The following is a 23,889-nucleotide window of genomic DNA, read 5'->3' on the forward strand; positions in this document are numbered from 1 at the left end:
GGTGCGAAAATGGCGGGACTATGGCTAAGGAAACAGGGCGCAAACTGATCGCGCAGAACAAGAAGGCGCGGCACGACTACCTCATTCTCGACACCTATGAGTGCGGTCTCGTGCTGACGGGCACGGAAGTGAAGTCCCTGCGCCAGGGACGGGCCTCCCTGGCCGACGGCTTCGTACAGATCGACGGACACGAGGCGTGGCTGCACAACGTCCACGTACCCGAGTACAGCCAGGGGACGTGGACCAACCACACCGCCCGGCGCAAGCGGAAGCTGCTCATGCACCGCGCCGAGATCGACAAGCTGGAGTCGAAGTCCCAGGAGTCGGGTCACACGATCGTGCCTCTGGCGCTGTACTTCAAGGACGGCCGGGCCAAGATCGAGATCGCGCTGGCCAAGGGCAAGAAGGAGTACGACAAGCGCCAGACGCTGCGGGAGAAGCAGGACCGGCGCGAGACCGACCGGGCGATCTCGGCGGTCAAGCGGCGTCAGCGGGCGTGAGCGCGGCGTGAGAGCGGCCCCGGCCGCGCGTCCGGCGGGAATAGGCTGGCACGGTGGTGCGTTGGTCACGTAGGATGGAACACGTACCGGCACACAGCGGGTACACGCTCATGAAAGTGAGCATCCGCCCATGAAAATGGGCTTTTGAAAAAAACACATGGGGATGATCGGTTTCGACATCGGATGTCGAAGCAGGGGAAGCGAGTCGAGGAAGCGGCAATGATCTCGTTAACCATATGTCGCAAACAATAATCGCCACTTCCAAGCGCGATTCCTCCGCCTTCGCCCTCGCTGCCTAATTAGCAGCTAGCGAAGACTCTGCGGAGTGTCAGCCCGGGGCTGTTCCCGACCCGGATCCTGGCATCAATTAGGGGACTAAACCTCTGAGCCCGGTCACGGGACACAGAGGGAAATCAAACAGTGACTGAGCCCGTCGGAGACTTGTCCGTGTGATCTCCGGGGCCGAGAAAATCGTAGCGGACTGCACTCGGAGAAGCCCTGGTTCCGCACCGTTGGACGCGGGTTCGATTCCCGCCATCTCCACAATTCTCATGTGAGGCGAAGGCCCCGCTGCTCAGGCAGCGGGGCCTTCGTCGTGTCGTGCGCGGTCCGACTGTCCGGCGCCGCAAGGGAGTTGGGTGCCGCGACGGGGTGGCTGGAGCGGCCTCCCGGGAGTTGGCTCCCTACCACCGCCACCGCATTGATGTACGGCAACCGCTGAAACGTAACTCTGGCGTCGGCGGCGTGGGCTACATTCATCCCCCGGGTGCGGTGTGGTAGGGGGGCGTCCGGTTCGGGTGGGGACCCGGCCGGCGAGGGAACCGACCAGCTGCGTATCTGCCCGGATCAGTGAATTGAGTGGTGGGGGATGTGCATCCAGCAGTGGAAAATGTGCGAAATAGTGCGCAAAAGGGGCATGTGTACGAACCGAACGACGTCACCGTCGAACTGGACGGCCTGGGCCGTCAACTCTCCGAACTCCCGGCCGGATCACGTCCCGCCGGCCTCGCCGCCGCCGTACCGGAAGCGGGACCCGAGGGTTCCGACGGGCCGGTCTTCGTGGACGAGAGCGGCCGGCGGAGCAGGAAGCTCCGCAAGGCGGGCTGGTTCGTCGCCGTCGCCTGTGCCTGCTACGCGGTGACGGTGGTGGCGGCGCTCGTCGGCGGCAACTCCGACGCGCCCTGGCTCCCGATACCCGGCCTCGCGGAGAAGGGCAAGGCGGACAGCGTCGAGATACGGCCCGGTGTGACCGCGAGCGGCTCCGTCCCGGCGAGCCCCGGCGCGCCGGGGGAGGGGACCTCGGCGCCGGATCCCGACTCCGACGACCCGGCCGCCGTCCCCCGTACCCCCGGCAGGACGGCGCCGAGCGGCGCGGGCGACGCCGACGCGCCCGCGCCCGGCGCCTCCGGCACGGCGGGCCCCGCCCCGGCCGGCGCCGCCACCCGTACCCAGCCCGCCCCCGGCGTACCGTCCGCGACCGCCACCGCGGTCACCGGCGGAACCAGCGGCGGCGCGGCCGGCACCGGTGGCGGCGACGGGCAGCCGAGCCAGTCGACGCAGCCCTCGGAACCGGAGCCGACCCCCTCGGACCCGGCCACCTCCGCCGACCCCCAGCCGGGACTCGACGGCGGCGGCCAGGACCTGGCCGCCGCGGAAGGCGCGCGGTAGTGGCCTCTTCCCGCAGGCGGGCCCGCGGCCGCAGGAACGCACGGGCCGGACGGCGCGTACTGCCCATGCGCTATCTGCTGCCCACACTCATCCTGGTCGCGCTGCTCGCCATGCTCATGCTGCGCGGCTACGTACACAGCGAGATCCTCGCCGACCACCGGGTCGGCTCCCCGGCCGCCACCGACCAGGTGCCCGACCACATCCTCCGGGGCGGCCCCGTCATCGACGCGCGGGGCACCGGAGCACCCACCTCCCTGAGCGTCCCCGACCGCAGACTCGTCCTCACCTTCGACGACGGCCCCGACCCCGAGTGGACGCCGAAGGTGCTCGACCAGCTCAAGCGGTACGACGCCCACGCCGTCTTCTTCGTCACCGGCACCATGGCCTCGCGCTACCCGGAACTGGTCAGACGCATGGTGGCCGAGGGCCACGAGGTCGGCCTGCACACCTTCAACCACCCCGACCTCTCCCTCCAGACCACGTCCGACATCGACTGGGAGCTGTCGCAGAACCAGCTCGCGCTGGCGGGCGCCGCCGGGATCCGCTCCTCGCTCTTCCGGCCGCCGTACTCCTCCGACGCGAACGCGATGGACGACAAGACCTGGCCCGTCGCCCGGTACATCGGCACCCGCGGCTACATCACCGTCCTCGAAAGCTCCGACAGCGAGGACTGGAAGCGCCCCGGCGTCGACGAGATCATCAAGCGGGCCACCCCCCGGGGCACCGGGGGAGCGGTCGTGCTGATGCACGACTCCGGCGGCGACCGCTCGCAGACCGTCGAGGCGCTCGGCCGCTACCTGCCCGAGATGAAGGAGCGCGGCTTCCGCTTCACCAACCTCACCGAGGCGCTCGGCGCGCCCAGCGCCCACACCCCGGTCACCGGCACAGCCCTCTGGAAGGGCAAGGCGTGGGTCGCCGCCGTCGCCCTCTCGGACAACATCACCTCGGTCCTGGTCGTCGGACTGTCGGTGATCGGCGTCCTGGTCATCACCCGGTTCGGCCTGATGCTGCTGCTGTCCTTCGCGCACGCGCGCAAGGTGCGCCGCAGGGACTTCGCCTGGGGGCCGCCCGTCACCGAACCGGTCACGGTGCTGGTGCCCGCGTACAACGAACGCGAGTGCATAGCCAACACGGTCAACTCGCTGACGGCGAGCGAACATCGCATCGAGGTCATCGTCATCGACGACGGCTCGAACGACGGGACCGCCGACATCGTCGAGGCGCTCCGGCTGCCGAACGTCCGTGTCGTACGCCAGCCGAACTCCGGCAAACCGGCCGCCCTCAACAACGGCATCGCGCACGCGAGTCACGACATCGTCGTGATGATGGACGGCGACACCGTCTTCGAACCGTCCACCGTGCGCGAACTGGTGCAGCCCTTCGGCGACCCGCGCGTGGGCGCGGTCGCGGGCAACGCCAAGGTCGGCAACCGCGACACCCTCATCGGCGCGTGGCAGCACATCGAGTACGTGATGGGCTTCAACCTCGACCGGCGCATGTACGACATGCTCGGCTGCATGCCCACCATCCCGGGCGCGGTGGGCGCCTTCCGGCGGCGGGCCCTGGAGCGCGTCGGCGGGATGAGCGAGGACACCCTCGCCGAGGACACCGACATCACCATGGCCCTGCACCGCGACGGCTGGCGCGTCGTCTACGCCGAGCGCGCCCGCGCCTGGACCGAGGCGCCCGAGTCCGTACAGCAGCTGTGGTCCCAGCGCTACCGCTGGAGTTACGGCACGATGCAGGCGATCTGGAAGCACCGCCGCGCGCTCGTGGAGCGCGGCCCCTCCGGGCGCTTCGGGCGGGTCGGACTGCCGCTGGTCTCGCTGTTCATGGTGCTGGCGCCGCTGCTGGCCCCGCTGATCGACGTATTCCTGCTGTACGGGCTGGTCTTCGGCCCCACGCAGCGGACCGTGGTGGCCTGGCTCGGTGTGCTGGCCATCCAGGCCGTGTGCGCGGCGTACGCTTTCCGCCTGGACCGGGAACCGATGAGGCATCTGATCTCGCTGCCCCTCCAGCAGATTCTGTACCGGCAGCTCATGTACGTGGTGCTGCTCCAGTCCTGGATCACCGCGCTCACCGGCGGGCGGCTGCGCTGGCAGAAGCTGCGGCGTACGGGAGTGGTCGAGGCGCCGGGTTCGATCCCCGCGCCGCGCGGGAAGGACGCCGATCAGGACCGGAGGACCGTCGCGTGAGCAGCCACCCCGTTGCCTCCGGTGTCCCCGAGACCCCTGGCTCTCTTGGCACTTCTCTTGATTCGCAGATGCCGGCGGCCGGGCGGTCGGCCGCCCGGCCTGCCGGCCGGGACCGCTATCTGGATCTGCTGCGCGCCGTCGCGCTGGTCCGCGTCGTGGTGTTCCACATCTTCGGCTGGGCCTGGCTGACGATCCTCTTCCCGTCCATGGGCGTCATGTTCGCGCTGGCCGGATCGCTGATGGCCAGGTCCCTGTCGAGCCGTACCCCCTGGGCCGTCGTCCGGGGCCGGACACGGCGGCTGCTGCCGCCGATGTGGGCGTTCGCGCTGGTCGCCGTACCCCTGATGTTCGCGATGGGGTGGAAGCCGGTGCGGGAGGAGGGACTGTGGTGGTTCCTGCGGCTGGCCAACTACCTCGTACCGCTGGGCACACCGCCGTACCCGTACGAGAGCGGCGACGGCGCCGGCTGGCTGGACACCAGCTGGGCGGAGGACGCCGCCGGGCCGCTCTGGTACATCCGCGCGTACCTCTGGTTCGTGCTGCTCTCGCCCCTGCTGCTGCGGGCGTTCCGCCGCCTGCCGTGGGTGACGCTGCTCCTGCCCGTCGTCCTCACCGCGATCGTGGGCGGCGATCTGGTCAGTGTGCCGGGGGAGGCGGGCGAGGTCGTCATCGACTTCGCGATCTACGGCGGGTGCTGGGTGCTCGGCTTCGCCCACCACGACGGGCTGTTCCAGCGCGTCCCGCGCTACCTCACGGTCTCGCTCTCCGGCTTCCTGATGGCCTTCGCGCTGTGGTGGGCCTCCGGCCATCTCACCGACGAGGGCTGGAACTTCGACGAGATCCCGCTCGCGCAGGCGACCTGGTCGCTGGGGTTCTGCGCGATCCTGCTCCAGTACTCGCCGTCCTGGCGGGAACTGCCGGGGAGGCTGGCGCGGTTCGACCCCGTGATCACGCTCGCCAACAACCGGGCCGTCACGATCTATCTCTGGCACAACCTGATGATCCTGCTGACCTTCCCGCTCATCGACCAGCTCTGGAACATCCCCGGCATCGACGCCTACGCCGCGGAGCTGGACGCCTCGTACGCGGTGCTGCCCCTGCTGCTGGTCTGGCCGCTGCTCGCCCTGATGATCCTGGCCGTGGGATGGGTGGAGGACGTGGCGGCGAAACGACGACCGCGGCTGTGGCCGAGCGGCAGGGGACGGCAGGCCCCGGCGGCGCGGGGACGCGGGCGCTGACGGCGCTGACGGCGGCGGGGAGGTGGCCGGGGACGCGTACAACTGGCCGCCTGCCGCTGCCCGACAGCGACACCCGCCGTATCAGACGGCGTTGGTCGCCACCGTCCTGTCGCCCGGATACAGCTCGCACGGATACAGCGTGCGTTCGCCGCCGCTGACCGCCGGCAGTTGGTTGCCGCTCGCGTCGTGGATGTACGACGCGACATCCGCCGACGCCGGCGCAGCGTCGATCCCGCTATGGCGGCTTCGCTGGCGTCAATCCACACAGAAGCCTCGCCAGGACTCGCCCGACGGGGCGCCAATCTGCTGTCGCCGCCACTCTCCTCCTGGAGCAAGGCGTCGAACTCGTCGTGATCAAAGAACTCCTCGGCCACGCCCGCATCGGCGTCACCGCCACCGTCTGCGCCCACGTCCGACTCCGCCTCCAACGCCAAGCCATCGACACCCTCGGCAACGCCCTCGCTGCCCAGGACGACGACCCTGACGACCCGCCCGCAGCAGCCGTCGTCCGCTGACGTTGCCGTCACCGTTGCCGTCAGACGCCCAAGAAGCCCCGCCGGAACGAAATCCGGCGGGGCTTCTTACGCTCCGAGAGGGGTCGATTCACCGCTATGCCAAGACGAAAGGCGTCACGCAGAGATGAGAACTTATCGTGCCGTCCGACTTGCCGGACAGATCCCCTCCGTCAGAGGCTGTGGATCACCACGACTCATCGCCCGTCAGAACGATGATTACCTCATCAGGCTCATCGGTTCCGTCTCCGTAGATGTCGACCCGACTATCTACATTCGGAACGGGAATCAGCAGTCTCACCGACTCATTCGGATCCGAAATTTCGAGGGACGCCTTGGGGAGAGTCAGATTCCCTGAGTACACAAGGACCTTTCCACTCGGCTGGTAAGGACCCTGCACACATTGGACTGACACCGGACCACTGGCGGCTTGCTGCACCGCGATGAACAAGGAGTCCGGACCACCGTGTACTACATCAGCAGCCGCGTCCCAGCCTGCATGGTTGTCCACACTCTCAGGCGCGGCAGCAACAACCAGACCGTGGGCGAATCTTGTCGTGCACGAGGCGAAGAGCATCATTAAATCCACCTACAGTCATGGTTTCCACACCGGGAAATCATAGTACTCCTTGAGTAGCGTGCGCACGATCCCGCCCTGCTGTTTGGAACATGCCTTGCAGTGCGGATACAGAGTCCACGGACCGTTGGGCGCGAGCTTATTCGGCGGATTGTGGTCACCAGTCCAGTGACCGTCTTTGTATCCCGATTCGGTCGCCCCGCATGAAGCGCAGCCATTTCGGTCACCGAACTCGTTCATCATCCGCTGCTCGTGAGCCAGGACAGTGTCACCGCGTTCAGCGGTCACTCCTTCGGCTTTCTGGCCCTTTATTGCCGGCCCAAGAGTCACATTGCAGAGCGAACCTTCGTTGACGTTGTGCACGAGTACTGGCGTCTCACCCGCGAGGACGTAGTAGGTGTGGTGGTTGGTGACGGTGAGGTTGTGGACCGTTTCGGCGGGGGCTGTCCAGCGTTTGATGGCGGTGATCTGGATGTGGGTGCCGGTGCTGGTCCGGAGCCATTGGCCTGTCTTGAGGTCGGTGGCGTCGATCCAGGTGTTGAGTGCGGGGACCCAGAAGGGGTGGCCGTCGGTTGCCGTGACTGTGGAGGTCGTGGAGGTGGCTTCGGTCGGGGCTTCGGTCGTGTTCTTGCCGGTTTCCGTGTCGTCTTCGGTGGCGATGGTGACCTCGACCAGGTTCTTGAGTCCCTGGCCGGTGATTTCCGCCGATACCGTCTCCGCACTGGTCTCGCCCGTGACCGGGTCGGTGGCCAGGACCTTGTCGCCGTTCTTGATGTCTTCGATCGGCTTGGTCGTGCCGTCGGCCATCAGGACCAGCGTGGCGGGGACGAAGCTGTTGCAGCCGGTCTTGACGGTCTCGCCGTGGCTGGCGCCGCCTCCACCGCCTCCGCCACCGCCGCCGCCGCCGCTGCTCGGGCTGTTCGTGCGTGTCGCGTTGTTGGTGCGGGCCGGGCTCGCCGTTCTGGCGGCGCCGCCTCCGCTACTGGACTTGGTGAGGTTGACGCGGGCCTGTTTCTGGACCGGTTTGCCCGTCGGGGCCTTGGCTCGGGCGACCTTGGCCCGTAGTGCCTGGGCCGCTGCGGCGGCTTTGGCCTTCTTCGCCTGGGCGGCTTTGCGGGCCTTCTCCTTCGCCGCCTTCAGCCGCTTCGCCGCTTCCGCCGCCTTGCGGGCGAGTTCGATGATCTGGCGTGCCTTGGCCTGGGCCGAGCGCCAGGCGCTGATCGCGCTCATGGTGGCGTTCAGGGCGTTCCAGATCTTCTTCGACTTGGAGAAGACCGAACTCCAGGGGATCGCGTCGATCGCCACGCTCGCACACGCCCACAGGTCGCCCCGGGTGACGCAGCTGACCACGTCGTTCCAGCCCAGGAACTCCTTCAGGACCGCCCAGCCGGTACTGAGGATCACATCGGTCAGCGACCGGTTCAGCGCCGTCCTCGCCCACGACTGCTGCGAAGCCGACGGACCGCCCACCCCCTCACCGCCGCCCGCCGGGGCCAGGCCCGAGGGATCGGAGAACGTCATGGGACTGTTGTTGGCGTAGTTGTAACCGTTCATCTGGACCGGATCGCTCTGGTCCAGCACCGGGTCCGCCGACAGGAACCGCCCCGTGTGCGGGTTGTACTCCCGCGCCCCCAGATGCGTGAACCCCGTCGAACCGTCCCGCTCACCACCCACGAAACCCCGGTGGCTCAGCCACGTACTGGCCTCACTGCGCTCCACACCGAACGGATCCGACTTCGACAGCTTCACCGCCTGACCCGACGACAGCGACACCTCCGCCATCGCCGTCCCGTGATGATCCGTCACCAGCGCGAACAGCTGCCCCTCACTGCTGTTGGTCAGCTGCACCCGCCGCATCACCGTCGGCGCACCCGGCTGACTGTAGTAACGCTCCGTGTAAGCGTGCTCCCCCGCGGCATTCGTCGCGACCGTCGTGTCACCCAGATACAGCGTGTGCTCACCGTCATTGCTCGCCAGCAGCCGCTCGCCACCCGCGTCATAGATGTACGACGTCACATCCGCCGGCGCCCACAACTGACCCGCACTCATCACACACGTAGCGATCTGAAGCTGCACGCCATACCGCCCGCGCGATGCGCGCGGGCGGCGGAAGCGGCCGTACAGCGAGGGCCGTGACGGGCGGGGCCGGGGTCAGCCGAATCTGAGCTTGCTGGTCTTCCAGCCGCTGCCCGCGCTGATCACCGTGGTGGGCGCGCCCAGCGCGGACTTGCCTCCCTTGTAGATCGCGATGGCACCGTCGTCCGTCACCGCCCAGATGTCCGGGATGCCGTCGCCCGTGACGTCCGGTGTGCCGTAGACCAGATGGATCGGCTTGGCCGCGGTCGTCCAACCCGTGGCGTACGTCGAGTCGATGCCGGTCTTGGAGGCGGCGGCCGTGGCGAGGGAGGCCAGGGCGGTGCCGCCCGCGGCGTCCGTCTTGCCGTAGCGGATGTAGAGCTTGCCCGAGGCCCCGGAGCGCCACACCAGGTCGGGGGCCCCGTCCTTGTCGTGGTCGCCGACGGAGACCAGGTCACGGTCGCCCCAGGCGTTCGAGTTCAGCTGGGTCGCCGAGGAGAAGACAGCGCCGGTGTAGCCGGTGAAGGCCCACATCGCACCGGAGTTGGTCAGGACGAACAGGTCGGGGCGCTTGTCCAGGTTGTAGTCGCCCACGATGATCTGCTTGTACGTCGCGGGGTCGGGGGCGTTGGCGGGGAGCTTGAGCCGGACGCGCTGCTCGATGTCCACGCTGCCGTAGCCGTCGCCCCGGTAGAGATAGAGCTTGCCGTCGGGCATCCGGGCGAAGAGGTCGGTGATGCCGTCGCCCGGGTAGGCGTCCCCGCCGTGTGCGATCAGCGCCGCCTTGCCGTCATCGCCGATCCAGTAGTCACCGTGGCCGTCCTCCTTGGAGAGGATGACCCCGTCGCGGTGGGCGCCTTCCAGCGAATGGTGCAGATCGCCGGCGGAATCCGAGGGATACATCCTCAGCAGCCCGGTGTTCTGGATGGTGTAGAGATCGGGGATGCCGTCCCCGGTGGCGTCCCCGAATGTGTCCGCCTTGTCGCGCGGCGTCACGTAGAAGAGGTACTTGGTGCCGTCCGAGACATTGCCCGCGGTGTCGACGGACCGTACGTACAGCACGTTCGGCCCGGCGAACGGCGGACGCAGCGGGTCCACGGTCGCGGATTTGCCCGCCGTCGCCTTCTTGCTGCTCTTGTAGGCGGTGCTGTTGAAGGAGTACTGGAACTCGGTGATGTCCTTCTCGCCGTTGGGGTCGAAGGTGAACGATCCGTCCGTGTTGAACGGCACCTTCGACCAGACGGTGCCGTCCTCGTCGGCCTCGGGGAAGGTCTTCGAGGACACGACCGGCGAGGCGGGCTTGGCGCTGTCGTAGAGGAAGCGGCAGACCTTCGGATCCGCCGTCGGGGCGTACGCGGAGGCCGTCCCCGAGGAGTCGACCGCCCGGACCCGCCAGGAGTACTGGTACTTGTTGGTGAGCTTGGACTGGGCCAGCGTCACGGACGCCTTGCCCGTGCTGGAGACGGTGACCTTCTTGTCGAGGATCTTGCTGTCGCCGTATCCCGTACGCCACAACTGGAAGTGCAGCTGGGCGAGGTCCTGCCGGGTCGAGGTGTCGTCCGGGTCGGAGGAGGCGGCCGAGAGGGTGAGGTCGTGCTTGCCGACGCTCTGGTAGGGGGCGCTGGTGTCACACCCCTTGCCCGGCGACTGCTGGAGCGAACTCGGCGTCTTGGGGGGCCGGTTGTAGTCGATGGTGATCCTGGGGGCGGATTCTCCCTCGGCCTTGAACTTCTTCCACGAGTAGGCCGACTTCTCGCTGCTGGCCTGCAGCCCGATGGTCAGCTCCGACCAGTTGCCGTTCGCCGCGTCCTGCATGATCGACTTGGCGTTGAAGTCGACATTCGCCTTGGGGCACCTGGAGGCGTAGCCGTGCGCCATCGACTTGGTGGCGATGTGCTTCTTCCAGTCGGGCTGCTTGCTCCAGGTGGTCTTGGAGGAGATGGCGCCGGTCTGCCACACCTGTACCTCCCGCGCGTCGCAGGACCAGGAGTAGGTCTCCAGCATCTTCAGCGTCGCCGACCGGATCGTGGCGCCCTTGATGTTGGTGGTCCAGCCGAGGCGGAAGAAGGAACGCGAGGTGCCCCAGGTGGTGGACTCGAAGCCGACCCGCGCCTCCGTGGTGCCGGAGTTGTAGTTGGCGCCGTCGTAGAAGCTGGAACTGGGGAAACGGTCGTACGCCGTGGTCCAGTTCTTGGTCTTGCCGGAGATCGACGGGTCGATGAAGACCGGGTAGACGGTGTCCTTGGCGGTCAGGAGCGACTGGTCGGGGACCAGCCGGAGGTCGGAGAAGCCGTTGTCCTGGTCGCCGAGGGTCGCGTTCATCGGGGTCAGATGGGTGCCGTTCTCGGGCCCCGCGAGTCCGGGCAGCTCCAGCACGCCGTCGGCGCCCGGAGCTGTGCGCGTCGCGCCCGTACCGTGGTGGTACGCGGCCGGGTCCGCGGCGCCCGGGTCGGGCGGGTCCTGGTCCTCCGGGCCGGCCGGCTCTCCCGGGACATCCGTGTCGGGCGTGTCGTCCGACTCCCCGTCGCCGTCCTCGGAAGGGGGCTCCGGCGCGGCGGTGTCGAGACCGTCGGAGGAGTCCGTGCTTTCGTCGGGCACCTCCTCGTCCGGCGGATCGGACGGTTCCGGCGCGGGTTCCTCGCTCTCCTCCGGGAACGGCGGATCCTCCCCGGCCCCCTCGGTGGGCTTCCCCGCGGAGTCCCACATGTGCGGGGTGGGGGAGATGACGATCTCCTGCCCCTCGGCGTCCTCGCCGGTCACGACCTTGGAACTCGGGTCGAGCCGGAAGGTGAGATCCGGGGAGGAAAGGCCGTACGAGAGCGAGGTCAGCGCCGGATTGGCGGCGGCCTCGGCGTTGTGGACGACCAGCACATGACTGAAGCCGCTGTCCTTGGCGGTGAGCAGGAGGTCGATGTCGGGGAACACGTCGCGGTAGAGGGCGCTCGGGCCCGAGACGACCGGTTCGGGGAGTTCGCCGGGCCAGCTCAGGGTGGCCTCGTGGCCGCCGCTGCTGAGCGTGGCCAGCTCGTGGTAGCCGTCCTTCGGGTCGGCGGCCCGCAGGACGGGCCCGGTGGCGGGGCCGGTGGCGGGGCCTTCCGTACGGGTACGGGACCCGGCGGCCGTTCCGGTGCCGAGGGCGGTGGTGGTGCCGGAGCCGGAACGGGGACTGACCGTATACACGGCGGGCTCGGCCCCGGATGTGCGGCCACCCTTGGCCTTCGCGCCGCCCGGGGAGAAGACCACCGGATCGGCCGCGGCCTTCTGCGTCCAGCCGCCCCCGCCCTTGACCGCGGTGAGGTCGGTGTCGATCGGCTGCCACTTCCCGTCGACCCGTGCGCGGACCGGGGCCGCGTGCACGGTGAGCCGGAAGGTGCCGTCCGGCTGGGCGTACGTGGTCGAGGTCTCGGTGCGCAACGCGCCCACCTCGACGCTGCTGCCCTGGGCGACGGCCTGTTCCTGCGCGCCGTCCTCGGACAGGGGACGGTCGGAAGCGGGTGAATCCGCCTTCTCCCGGCCTTCCGTGTCGCGGCCCCCGGCCGTCGGATCAGGCGGACCGGAGTCGGGCAGGGCGAGCAGCCCGAAGGTGAGCGCCGCGGCGATGGCGGCGGCCACACCTCCTGCGGCGCGCCTGGATACGGGCAGGCCGAAACGACGACGTTCCACGGTGCTGGAGTCCCCCTCCTCAATGGCGCGGGCATGCGAAAGCCCCCGGTGTCGCGTGCGACCGCCATTCCCCCGGCAACCACTCGCGCCCGATGCCATTTCCCAAACTCAACGACCGCACCGCGCCAGGACCGCGGCGGGTGCGTGGTGAAGAGCATGGACCAAGAAATGAGCGGGGCGCCAGAAGTTCTTTCGGGCGGGAGTGAGGTGGTCCTGGCCGTCCGCGGGCCGCCAGATGTCCGGACTGTCCCCGGAAACAGCGGGCTCCCGTGAAGTCGCAGGCCGGAGGGGAGGTCGCCAGACCCTATGAGAAGTGGACATAGGCGCACAGACGTTCGTTCTTTAGCTTTGCTTTATGTCCGCTTGATTGTTTCTTGGGGTGCATGCGGCGTGATGGAGCGAAACATCAACACTCTTACTCTGAATGGCGTTTCGCTGTCTTTTTGCATTATTGATCGCGGCTGGGTGGCTTTTATTCGGTGACGTAGATCACCGCAACCAAATGACAGTTGACGTTCTGTGAATTTCTGACGCAGGATTCGTGATCACCGGGGGACCACTGTGTGATCACGAGATCACCGCCAGTCCCCGCAGCAGTGAGCGTGGGGGGATATCGCCGTGCGGCGACCACAGTCATGGCAGTTCCGGCGTGCCCTGAATCGAGGGCGGCTCCGTGTCGCGCCGTTCCGTGCTGTGCGTCGGCCGTACGAGCGGTCCATGCTCACCGTCATCGGTGTGCTGACCATGGCCCTGATGGCGGGCCTGCTGCCCAACACCGCTCTCGCCGTTCCGCCGCCGCAGACACAGCGCAACGGTGTCGAACTGGAGGATCTGCCGGAGGCCGACGAAGCACCCGGCGACGACAACTCCCAGCTCGCCGAACTCACCCCCACCGACAGCGAACCGCGCGAGGACTACGAGCCGGTGGCCGTCGAGCCGCCCGCCGGGGGCAGTGTCAGCCAGAAGCTGTCGGGGCTCAGCGCCGGTGAGCTGGTCCAGGTCGGTGATCTGCCGGTCGAGGTGGGCGCCCCGGACGAGGCCACCGACGCCGAGGCCAAGGCGCTGGAAGGCACCTGGCAGGTCGAACTGGCCACCCCCGACGCCATCGAGGCCACCGCCATCCAGGGGATGGCCCTTACGGTCACCCCGCCGGCCGCCGCCGAGGGTGATGCCGTGATCGCCCTGGAATACACGGAGTTCACGGAGCTGTACGGCGCCGACTGGGCCGACCGGCTCTCCTTCGTCCAGTACCCGTCGTGCTTTCTGACCGACCCCGAGGCCGAGGAGTGTGCCGAGCCCACCGAGGTCGCCACGGAGAACGTGGTGCAGGACGGGGAGCGGCGCATCCTCGCGACCCTCGACGTCGCGGCGCTGGCCGCGGGCGGTTCGAGCGGGAGCGATGAGGACGGGGCCGATGGGGATGGTGCCGACGGGGACGGGACCGATGGCGACGGGACCGCCGTCCCGGCCTCCGCCACCACCACCGGCGCCACCGCCAACGACGCCTTCTTCCGCCGCTCCCCGGCCGCCGCTTACCCGTGGAGCACGCCCGACACGGCGGACGAGACCGGGCTGCGCACCCTGCTGCCCGCCTCCGCGAAGACCGCCGCGGCCGCCGGATCCGGATCCTCCGTACTGCTCGCCACCGACTCCGGGTCCGGATCAAAGGGCGACTTCTCGGCGACCCCGCTGGTCGCGGCCGGTTCCTGGTCGGCCGGCAGCGGCGCCGGCGGCTTCGGCTACACCTATCCGCTGAATGTGCCCCAGGTGCCGGGCGGTCCCTCGCCGAGTGTGGCCTTCGGTTACAACTCCCAAGTGGTGGACGGCCGTACCTCCGCCTCCAACAACCAGCCCTCCTGGGTCGGGGACGGCTGGGAGTACAACGCGGGCTCGATCACCCGCGCCTACCGCAGCTGCCGTGACGACGCCAAGGACGGCAACAACGCCAAGCACAAGACCGCCGACATGTGCTGGGGCTCGTACAACGCGACCCTCACCCTCGGCGGCACCACCACCGAACTCGTCCTCGACGACAAGAGCGGCGAGTGGGTCACCTCCAGCGGCGACGGCTCCCGGGTCGAACTGCTCAAGAACACCAAGCTCGACAACGGTGACGACGACGGCGAGTACTGGCGCGTCACCACCCGCGACGGCACCCAGTACTACTTCGGCATGCACAAGCTGCCCGGCTGGAGCAGCGGAAAGCCGGTCACCGACTCGGTCTTCACCGTGCCGGTCTCCGGCAACCAGAAGGACGAGCCCTGCTACAACGCCAAGTTCGCGGACTCCTTCTGCCAGCAGGCATGGCGCTGGAACCTCGACTACGTGGTGGACACCAGTGGTAACGCGATGACGCTGTGGTGGGAGAAGGAGACCAACCACTACGCCCGCGACAACGCGTACAAGAAGCCCGTCTCCTACGTGCGAGGCGGCTACCTCTCCCACATCGACTACGGCCAGCGCGTCGAGACGCTCTTCAGCGCCGGCCCCATCGCCCGGGTCAACTTCTCCGTCGACGAACGCTGCTTCGCCGAGGGGCAGCTCACCTGCACCGAGAAGAACTTCACCTCGGGCAACTTCGGCCAGAACCGCATCTGGTACGACACCCCCGCCGACCTGTACTGCTCCGGTGCCTCCGGCAAGGAGTGCTACGTACCGGCGCCCACCTTCTGGTCGCGCAAGCGGCTGGCGAAGGTGACCACCCTGGCGCAGCGCACCAAGGGCTCCACCGAGCTGTCGAACGTCGACAGCTGGACGCTCGACCAGACCCTGCCCGCCGATCACACCGACGTCGGCACCGCGCTGTGGCTCTCCGGTATCTCCCGCACCGGTTACGACACCGACGGGGAGACGATCACCCTCAACCCGGTGACCTTCCTCGCCAACAGCGAGGCGATGCCCAACCGGGTCAAGAGGGGCGCCAAGGACACCAATCCCGCCTTCGACCGGCTGCGCGTCAGCCGCATCGTGAGCGAGTACGGCGGTGAGACGCGGATCGTGTACAAGGCGCCGGAGGGCGCCTGTGCCTCCGGCTCCGGATTCCCCAAGCCGGAGGCGAACACCACCCGGTGTTTCCCCGCGTACTGGAACCCGGACGCGGAACGGGACACCATCGAGTGGTTCAACAAGTACGTCGTGGACTTCGTGGAGGAGATGCCGGTGCTCACCGGCGTGCCGTCCACCACGACGACGTACGAATACCTCGACGACGGCGCCTGGGCGCTCAACCAGGCGGAGTTCTCCAAGAAGAAGACCCGCACCTACGACCAGTGGCGCGGCTTCGGCCGGGTCATCACGCGCACCGGCGAGAACTCCAGGAGCACCTACCGGGAGACCGAGCGCGGCAGGAGCGAGGTCCGTTACTTCCGGGGCATGGACGGTGATCCGCTGCCCGACGGCACCAAGCGCTCGGTCACCGTCAAGGACACCGCCGGCGCCACCATCGCCAAGGACAGCGAGCCCTTCCAGGGCCGGGTCGCGGAGAGCGTCACCTACACATCGGACGCGGCGACCGACTGGCTGACCCGCAGTGTGGACCGGCCGGAGGCCGTGCAGCTCGCCTCGCGCGCCCGCGACGACGGCATACCCGCGCTGAAGGCATGGCGGGTGCAGGACGTCGAGAGCCTGGACACCACCAGGTCCTCGGGCGGCGGTGACGACAAGCGCACCGTACGCACCCTGCGCACCACCACCGAATACGACAGCACCTACGGCCTGCCGGTCCGGATCAACGAGTACAACGACTACGCCACCGGCAGCGCCAACAACACCGACGACGACACCTGCACCACGCTCTCCTACGTCCACAACACGGCCGCGCACCTCATCGGCCTCTCCAAGGAGTCCCTGACCTTCACGGGTCTGTGCGCCGACGCCGCGAAGGCCACCGGCGCGGACTGGATCACCGGCGCTCGTGTCGCCTATGACGACAAGGCGTTCGGCGAGGCACCCACCGCCGGTCTGGCGACCACCACCTGGGACGTCTCCGAGCAGGGCGGCAGCTGGACCAAGGCCGGCGGCGCCCACTACGACTCCTACGGCCGGGTGCTCTCCTCCACCGACGCCAAGGACCGGACCAGCACCGTCACGTACGTTCCGGACAAGGGCCAGGTCCACGAGGTCACCACCAGCAACCCGCTCAAGCACAGCGCCACGTCGGTGGTCGAGCCGGGCCGGGGCACAGCCCTCAGCGAGACCGACGCCAACGGCCGCACCACCGTGTTCGCCTATGACGCGCTGGGCCGTTCCACGATGGGCTGGAGCGCCGGGCAGGACAAGAAGGACCAGCCCTCGGTGCGCTTCACGTACAACACCGTCATCGACGAGCCGGTCTCGGTGGTCACCGAGACGCTCGGCGAGGACGACGCCTACGACGAATCCGTCGTCATCTACGACGGGCTGGGCCGTGAGCGGCAGACCCAGACCCCGGCGGTGGGCGGCGGCCGGCTGATCAGCGATGTGCTCTACAGCGCCAACGGCACGGTCAAGCAGACGAACAACGCTTTCTACTCCAACGGCGAACCCTCCCCTCGGCTGTTCACCCTGGAGTCCGACTACCAGGTGCCCAACAGCACGTTCTACGCCTACGACGGCCTCGGCCGGGTGCTCTCCGAGACACCGTACGAAGCGGGCCGGGCCAAGCCCGACAAGGCCGTGTCGTACCAGTACGGCGCCGACTACACCACGGTGACCGAGCCCAAGGGCTCCGCCTCCACCCGTACCTACAGCGACGCCCTGGGCCGTACCGTACGGATCGACACCCTCACCGGAAGCGGTCCGCAGGCGTACTTCTCCACCCGGTACGACTACGACGCGCGCGGCGACCAGATCGCGGCGCGGGACAGCGAGGAGAACACCTGGTCCTGGACGTACGACGCGCGCGGACGGCTGACCGAGGCGACCGACCCGGACACCGGCCGTACCAAGACCTGGTACGACGAGCTGAACCGGCCCTACGCCGTCGAGAACGCCCTCGGTGTGAAGGTGTGGACCGGCTACGACGAGCTCTCCCGCCCCACCGGCCAGCGGCTGAACGACCCCGACGGCACCGAGCTGACCAAGTTCGCCTACGACCTGCCGGGGGCCAAGGGCCATCCGGCGAGCGCGACCCGGTACACCGACGGCAAGCCGTACACCACCGCGATCACCGGCTACAACACCGACTACCAGCCGACCGGGCAGCGCGTCACCCTGCCGAAGGAGATCGCCTCCGGCTTCGGCCTCAAGGAGACCTACGAGTACAGCTACGAGTACTCCAAGACAGGTCTCGCCGAGTCGGTGACCCTGCCGCCGGCGGGCGCGCTCGCCTCCGAGCAGGTCGTGGTCCGCTACAACGAGGCCGGACTGCCCATCTCGACATCGGGCAAGGACTGGTACACGGCGGAGACCTCGTACAGCCCGTACGGCGAGGTGCTGCGCACCACCACGGGCTCACAGCCCTACCGGGTGTGGAACACCAACCTCTTCGACGAGAGTTCGGGGCAGCTCACCCGGACGATCACCGACCGCGAGAACGCCGGCGACACCTCGGTGGCGGCCGGAAACCGGGTCAACTCCCGTACGTACGGCTACGACAACTCCGGGAACGTCACCACCGTCGCCGACCGGCTGGACGCGGTGACGGACCGTCAGTGCTTCGGGTACGACACCCAGGGACAGCTGACCGAGGCGTGGACCACGCCGAACGCCGACTCGTGCGTGGCGAAGGGCCAGACGACGGCGGAGCCGAAGTACGCAGACGGAACGGTCAACGTGACCGCCGCCAACTCCGGCTACTGGCAGTCCTACACGTACGACACGATGGGCAACCGCACCAAGCTCGTCGCGCACCACCCGGGGCTCGACACCGCCAAGGACGCGACCACCGAGTACAAGTACGGCAAGACGGACGCCAAGCCGGGCGCCACCCAGCCGCACACCCTGACCTCCATGGCGTCGACGTACACGACGGACGCCGGGGCGAAGGTCAACGAGGGCGCCTCGCTCACGTACGACAAGTCCGGCAACACCGAGAAGCAGGTGATCGGCGGCAACGAGCAGGGCCTGACCTGGACCTGGGACGGCAAGGTCGAGAAGGTCACGGGCTTCGGAGCCAACGGCGCGGGCGCCTGGGTGGGCCCGGGCAAGAAGTGCATCGACGCCAAGAGCGGCTCCACCGCGGCTGGTACGGCGATCCAGCTGTACGCGTGCAACGGAACCAAGCCGCAGAAGTTCCGCATCGACACGAAGGGCTCCACCGAGCCGGGCACCGGCGCGCTGAAGGTCACGGGCAAGTGCGTGATCCCTGCGGGCAACGCCACGGCGAACGGCACGCTCACGGTCCTGGCGGAGTGCACGGGCGCGGACAACCAGAAGTGGACGGCGACGGCGACCGGCGCGCTGAAGCACGTGACGTCCGGCCGCTGCCTGGACGTGCCGGGCGGTTCGACGGCCAACAATGTCCAGCTTCAGATCGCTGCGTGTGTGATGAGTGCGGGTCAGTTGTGGGCGCCGGCGGATGTGACGTCGTACATCTATGACGCGGGTGGCGAGCGGCTGCTGGCGAGCAATGACGGTGAGCACACGCTGTATCTGGGTGACACGACGGTGGCGACGAATGCCGCGGGGGAGCACGCTTACACCGAGCGTTACTACAGTCAGCCGGGTGCGCCGACGGTGATGCGGCGGGTGCAGCTGACCAACAGCGCTGAGGGGCAGCTGTTCGCGCTGGTGACGGATCATCACGGGACGGCGATGGCGGAGGTGTCGCTGTCGTCGGGTCAGGCGGTGAAGCTGTCGAAGTCGGATCCGTTCGGTGTGGAGCGCAGTGAGGCCAGTACGTGGCTGAGCCACCGGGGTTTCGTGGGCGGCGACCGGGACGGTTCGACGGGGTTCACGCATCTGGGGGCGCGGGAGTACAACCCGCACACGGGGCGGTTCCTGTCGGCGGACCCGGTGCTGGACCAGAGCGATCCGGTCCAGATGAACGGCTACAACTACGCCAACAACAGTCCCATGACGTTCTCCGATCCCTCGGGCCTGGCCCCGGCGGGCGGCGGTGAGGGGGTGGGCGGTCCGTCGGCCTCGCAGCAGTCGTGGGCGAGGACGGCGCTGAACCGGTCGCTGACCGATGTGATCCTCAGTACCGGCTGGGCGGTCCTGAAGGAGTTCCTGGGCTGGAACGACGTGGTCAGCTGCGTCACCCGGGGCGACCTGTGGGCGTGTGCGAGCGTGGCGATCGACGCGATCCCCTGGAGTTCGGTCTTCTCCAAGTCGAAGAAGATCTGGAACGCCCTGAACGCCACCATGAGCGCGATCAGCGCCTGGCGCTCGGCCCAGGCCAAGGCACGCCAGATCATCGAACTCGCCCGCAAGGCAGCCGAAGCGGCGAAGCGGCTGAAGGCGGCGAAGGAGAAGGCCCGCAAGGCCGCCCAGGCGAAGAAGGCGAAAGCCGCGGCAGCGGCCCAGGCACTACGGGCCAAGGTCGCCCGAGCCAAGGCCCCGACCGGCAAACCGGTCCAGAAACAGGCCCGCGTCAACCTCACCAAGTCCAGCGGCGGAGGCGGCGCCGCGAGAACGGCGAGCCCGGCCCGCACCAACAGCGCGACGCGGACGAACAGCCCGAGCAGCGGCGGAGGCGGAGGCGGCGGAGGAGGCGGCGGCTCCTGCCCGGTACCCGACAACAGCTTCGTCCCCGGCACGCTGGTCCTGATGGCCGACGGCACGACCAAGCCGATCGAAGACATCAAGAACGGCGACAAGGTCCTGGCCACCGACCCGGCCACGGGCGAGACCAGCGTGGAAACGGTATCGGCGGAAATCACCGGCCAGGGACAGAAAAACCTGGTCGAGGTCACCATCGCCACCGAAGACGACACGGAAACCGGCAAGGACACGACCGAAGCCCCGACCGAAGCCACCTCCACGACCTCCACAGTCACGGCAACCGACGGCCACCCCTTCTGGGTCCCCGCACTCAACACCTGGATCGACGCCACCGACCTCAACACAGGCCAATGGCTCCAGACCAGCACCGGCACCCACATCCAGATCACCGCCATCAAACGCTGGACAGCCCCCGCCGAAACGGTCCACAACCTCACCGTCACCAACCACCACACCTACTACGTCCTCGCGGGATCCGCACCGGTCCTCGTTCACAATTGCGGTACCACTACGCTGGGCTCCAACACCTATTCATGGGAGCACAAGGAATCAGAAAGCCTGTTCGAGGCAGAGGTTGATCATAATGGAGCCATGACGATGCTTGCTGGGGTAACAAATAAGAGCCCTGTGAAGGGCATCGATTTGTTCAGCAGGGCACTTGACCACTTCGGCGATCGAGTCACGTCCATCAATGGCAACCTCATCGAAAAGAACAGGGCTACCTTTAATGCGCTCACAGGTCAAGGCATGTCTCCAGAAGAGGCGATCCTCCGAACATGGACAGGTAAAATAGCTACGAGAAACGGCTTTGGCGTGCTGCAATCTCTTAAGCTTATCGGCGAGCCTGGGAATTATTCTAAGATCGAGCCGGTATTTACGAGACCCTAAGGGGTGTAGTGATGTCTCTAGATGACTGGGTCACAGAAGCGTGTCGAATGCAGCGAGAGGGGGCATCAATTATCGACATAGCCGACTTCCTCCGGGTGTTCGGGGAGAACGGTGGCAGGAAAATCAACGCGGCATCCGCTCTCGGCAAAGAATACGGCTGGTCGGTAAAACAGAAGCTCGAATTGTTGAGTTGGACCGAAGGTGGCGTCACGGACGAAGAGCTGATTACCTTTGTTCCGTCTTGGCTGCCGGGCGAGTAGCCCCAATCTCAATTGACAGTAAGCCTGGGGGACTCTAACCGGAAAGGGTCCTGTTGGGATTTACCCGACAGGACCCTTTCTGATGCCGGAGGGCCGGTCCCGCCGAGTGCTCCATTTGAGGGTAGCGAAGGATTGACGTTGAGGGCGGAGACGGACGTGTACCCGAAAATCCCCGTCTGGGCAATGATTGCTGTGATTTTCAGGCCGTACTCGTCTATGAATAGATCGTGGCGGGGTACGTCACTCCGGGGCGAACTCGTAGCGCAGTTCGTACAGATGGCCCGCCTTGGCCATCACCGTGGCTTCGATCGGCCGCTCGTCGTCCCCGTACACCGTGCGCAGCGTTCGCAAGATCGGCAGGTCGCCGGGGAGGTGGAGTGCCTCGTACTGCTCGCGTGTGGGGACTCGGGCGGAGACGTGGTCGACGCTGAGCCGGGGTGGGTGGCCCAGCGTGGTCAGGAGGGTGGGAGCGCCGCCCTTGATGCGGTGCGGGTCCATCAGCGCGGTGCCCCGGGCGATGTCCAGCGGGTAGTACGCGTGGACGAGTTCGACCGGTTCGTCGTCCAACGTCAGCACCTGGCGGCGGAGCAGTGCCGTACCTCCGTCCGGCAGGCGCAGCGCTGCCGCGACATCTGCGGGAGGTGCGGTCTCGGCGGCGCCGAGGATCTCGCTCCGGGCCACTCCGCCGTGCTTGGCGGTCTCGGCGAGCCACGGGTAAGGCTGTCCGGCGCCGGCCAGTGTCATGGATGAGGCGGGGCGCACGGTCAGTTGGCGGTGTTCTCGTACGGTCACGGCGGCGCCCGCACGTCCGACGACCAGCCTTTCGTCCTTGAGTAGTTGCACCGCCTTCTGCACCGTGGCATTCGAGGCGCTGAATCTTTCCTTGAGTCGCACGGTGGACGGCAGCCGGGTTCCCGGTGCGAGATCTCCGGTCATGATTTCGTCGCGCAGATCGGCCGCGATCCGCTCGTGGAGGGACCGGCGGTCGTACGTGTTCTCTTCGGGCAGCGGCACGGTCGTCATTCGATCCTCATCTCGTAGCGCAGCCGTTGCCGGTGTCCCGGCATCGTCATCATGTCGACCTGGAGGGGGCGGTCCTGGCTGTCGAAGGTGACCCGGGTCAGGCGGAGTGCCGGTTCGCCCGGGCCGGTGTGCAGGGCTTCTCGCTCGTCGGCGTTCGGTAGGTGGGCCGTTACGTCCTCCTGGACGCGTACGCCGATGTGTCCCAGCTCGGCGAGGAGTGTGACGGCGCCGCCGGGGATCTTCGCCGTTTGGGCGAGGCGGGTGTCGCGTGCGATGGGCGCCGGGTAGTACGTGTCGGTCAGCTCGCAGGGCCGGCCCTCCAGGTACATCACCCGCCGCCGGACGACGACCGCCTCGCCCACGGCGATCCCGAGCAGCCCGGCCACCTCCGCCGGCGCCTCGACCTCACCCGCGCTCACGATCCGCTGGCTGCCGCGCCTACCGCGCGCTGCCAGTTCCTCCGTCCAGGCGTCGGGCCGGTTCCCCTGCCGCGGGGCCAGGTACGGCATCGAGGTGCTGACCCAGTCGCCGGTGCTCATGACGTCCTCCTGTGCCGCTGACGGCTCTCGACCTTGCTGCCTCGCACGGCAAGCGAATCACTCCCGGTGGCCGCCGATGCCCCGAACCGGCCAACAGGGTGCCCCGTACAGCCGGACGGGTGGGGCCCGGGGGCCCCGCGCGGAATAGGGCCGTGCCCGGCCTGGTTGGCGGGGATCGTTGGGGGACATGACATCCGCTGGGCATGAGGGAGACACACCGATGGCCGCTCTGCGAGACACCGTGGGACCGTACGGGATCTGGAGCGCCGAGCTGCGCTCCGAGGATCCCGCCCTGCGGGACGAGATTCCCGAGGCCGCCGCCGAGTTGGAGGCGCTCGGGTTCGGGGCCGTGTGGCTCGGGGGGAGCAGTGGGGTCGAGCACGCGGTGCCGCTGGTGGAGGCCACCTCCCGGCTCACCGTCGCCACCGGCATCCTCAGCATCTGGCAGTACGAGCCCGCCGACGCGGGCGCCCGCTTCCTGGAGCTGGAGGCCGCGCGGCCCGGGAGGTTCCTGCTGGGGATCGGGGCCAGCCACGCCAAGCTCGCCTCCCAGTACAAGCGCCCCTACTCCGCGATGGTCGGTTATCTCGACGGTCTCGACGCGGCCGGGGTGCCCGCCGGGCGCGTCGTGCTCGCCGCGCTGCGGCCGCGGATGCTGGAGCTGTCCCGGGACCGGGCCGGCGGGGCGCATCCGTACCTCGTCACGCCCGAGCACACCGCGCACGCCCGGGAGCTGCTGGGGGAGGGGCCGCTGCTGGCGCCCGAGCTGAAGGTCGTCCTGGAACGGGACCCGGAGATCGCGCGGAGCACCGCCCGCGACTATCTCGCCAGGTACCTCGCGCTGCCCAACTACACCAACAGCTTCCTCGAACTCGGCTTCACCGAAGATGACTTCACCGGCGGCGGCAGCGACCGGCTCATCGACGCCGTGTACGCCTGGGGCGACGACGCGCGCGTCCGCGACCGTATCGACGCCTTCCGCGCCGCCGGGGCAGACCATGTCGCCCTCCAGATCGTCCGGGCGGGCACCGGCGGTGGGGACGCGGCCCTGCCCCGGGACGAGTGGCGGCGGCTCGCCGCCCTCCTCGGCTAGGAGACTGGCGCGC

11 protein-coding genes, 1 other RNA gene and 1 pseudogene are annotated in these 23,889 nt (G+C 68.1%); 9 read left to right on the plus strand and 4 right to left on the minus strand.

All coding sequences use genetic code 11. The annotated features are described in order from the left end of the window. The first annotated feature begins 20 nt into the window (after positions 1–20). The 6 genes and pseudogenes from smpB to OG627_RS22225 form a co-directional block, all read left to right on the plus strand. A complete protein-coding gene (gene smpB / locus OG627_RS22200) occupies positions 21–500 on the plus strand; it encodes an SsrA-binding protein SmpB (protein WP_329067723.1) in 480 nt (159 codons plus the stop codon). Between the two features lie 159 nt (positions 501–659). Continuing rightward, positions 660–1,046: a transfer-messenger RNA gene (gene ssrA / locus OG627_RS22205) on the plus strand. 372 nt (positions 1,047–1,418) lie between these two features. Continuing rightward, positions 1,419–2,168 carry a hypothetical protein gene (locus OG627_RS22210; RefSeq protein WP_329067725.1) on the plus strand — a complete coding sequence of 250 codons (750 nt, stop codon included), beginning with the start codon at positions 1,419–1,421 and terminating at the stop codon, positions 2,166–2,168. Between the two features lie 65 nt (positions 2,169–2,233). Further along, positions 2,234–4,363 (plus strand): glycosyltransferase, encoded by a 2,130-nt coding sequence (locus OG627_RS22215; RefSeq protein ID WP_329072876.1) that lies wholly within the window; start codon positions 2,234–2,236, stop codon positions 4,361–4,363. Between the two features lie 68 nt (positions 4,364–4,431). Further along, a complete protein-coding gene (locus tag OG627_RS22220; RefSeq protein ID WP_329072878.1) occupies positions 4,432–5,601 on the plus strand; it encodes an acyltransferase family protein in 1,170 nt (389 codons plus the stop codon). A gap of 314 nt (positions 5,602–5,915) precedes the next feature. After that, positions 5,916–6,116, plus strand: a pseudogene (locus OG627_RS22225) (site-specific integrase); the annotation flags it as partial. 592 nt (positions 6,117–6,708) lie between these two features. On the opposite strand, the gene OG627_RS22230 reads toward OG627_RS22225, so the two are convergent. Next, entirely contained in the window at positions 6,709–8,766 is a 2,058-nt protein-coding gene (locus tag OG627_RS22230) for an RHS repeat-associated core domain-containing protein (protein WP_329067727.1), read from the minus strand. 75 nt (positions 8,767–8,841) lie between these two features. Further along, positions 8,842–12,378, minus strand: coding sequence for an FG-GAP-like repeat-containing protein (locus tag OG627_RS22235; RefSeq protein ID WP_329067728.1), 3,537 nt, complete (start codon positions 12,376–12,378; stop codon positions 8,842–8,844). A 768-nt stretch (positions 12,379–13,146) separates the two neighbouring features. Here OG627_RS22235 and OG627_RS22240 point away from each other — a divergent pair. Further along, on the plus strand, positions 13,147–20,961 hold the full coding sequence (locus OG627_RS22240) for a ricin-type beta-trefoil lectin domain protein (protein ID WP_329067731.1): 7,815 nt from the start codon (positions 13,147–13,149) through the stop codon (positions 20,959–20,961). A gap of 47 nt (positions 20,962–21,008) precedes the next feature. Then, positions 21,009–21,221, plus strand: a complete 213-nt coding sequence (locus OG627_RS22245; RefSeq protein ID WP_329067734.1) for a hypothetical protein — start codon at positions 21,009–21,011, stop codon at positions 21,219–21,221. 240 nt (positions 21,222–21,461) lie between these two features. Here the strand turns inward: OG627_RS22245 and OG627_RS22250 are convergent, their stop codons facing one another. Continuing rightward, positions 21,462–22,244: a GntR family transcriptional regulator gene (locus tag OG627_RS22250; protein WP_329067736.1), complete on the minus strand. Its 783-nt coding sequence runs from the start codon at positions 22,242–22,244 to the stop codon at positions 21,462–21,464. Continuing rightward, positions 22,241–22,783, minus strand: coding sequence for a GntR family transcriptional regulator (locus OG627_RS22255; RefSeq protein WP_329067738.1), 543 nt, complete (start codon positions 22,781–22,783; stop codon positions 22,241–22,243). The genes OG627_RS22250 and OG627_RS22255 overlap by 4 nt, the downstream gene beginning before the upstream one ends. A gap of 220 nt (positions 22,784–23,003) precedes the next feature. On the opposite strand from OG627_RS22255, the gene OG627_RS22260 reads away from it, so the two are divergent. Further along, the gene (locus tag OG627_RS22260) at positions 23,004–23,876 is read left to right on the plus strand and encodes an LLM class F420-dependent oxidoreductase (RefSeq protein WP_329067740.1); all 873 of its coding nucleotides are present in this window, start codon (positions 23,004–23,006) and stop codon (positions 23,874–23,876) included. Positions 23,877–23,889 lie beyond the last annotated feature (13 nt).

It is taken from the genome of Streptomyces sp. NBC_01429, assembly GCF_036231945.1.
In the GTDB taxonomy this organism is placed as follows: domain Bacteria; phylum Actinomycetota; class Actinomycetes; order Streptomycetales; family Streptomycetaceae; genus Streptomyces.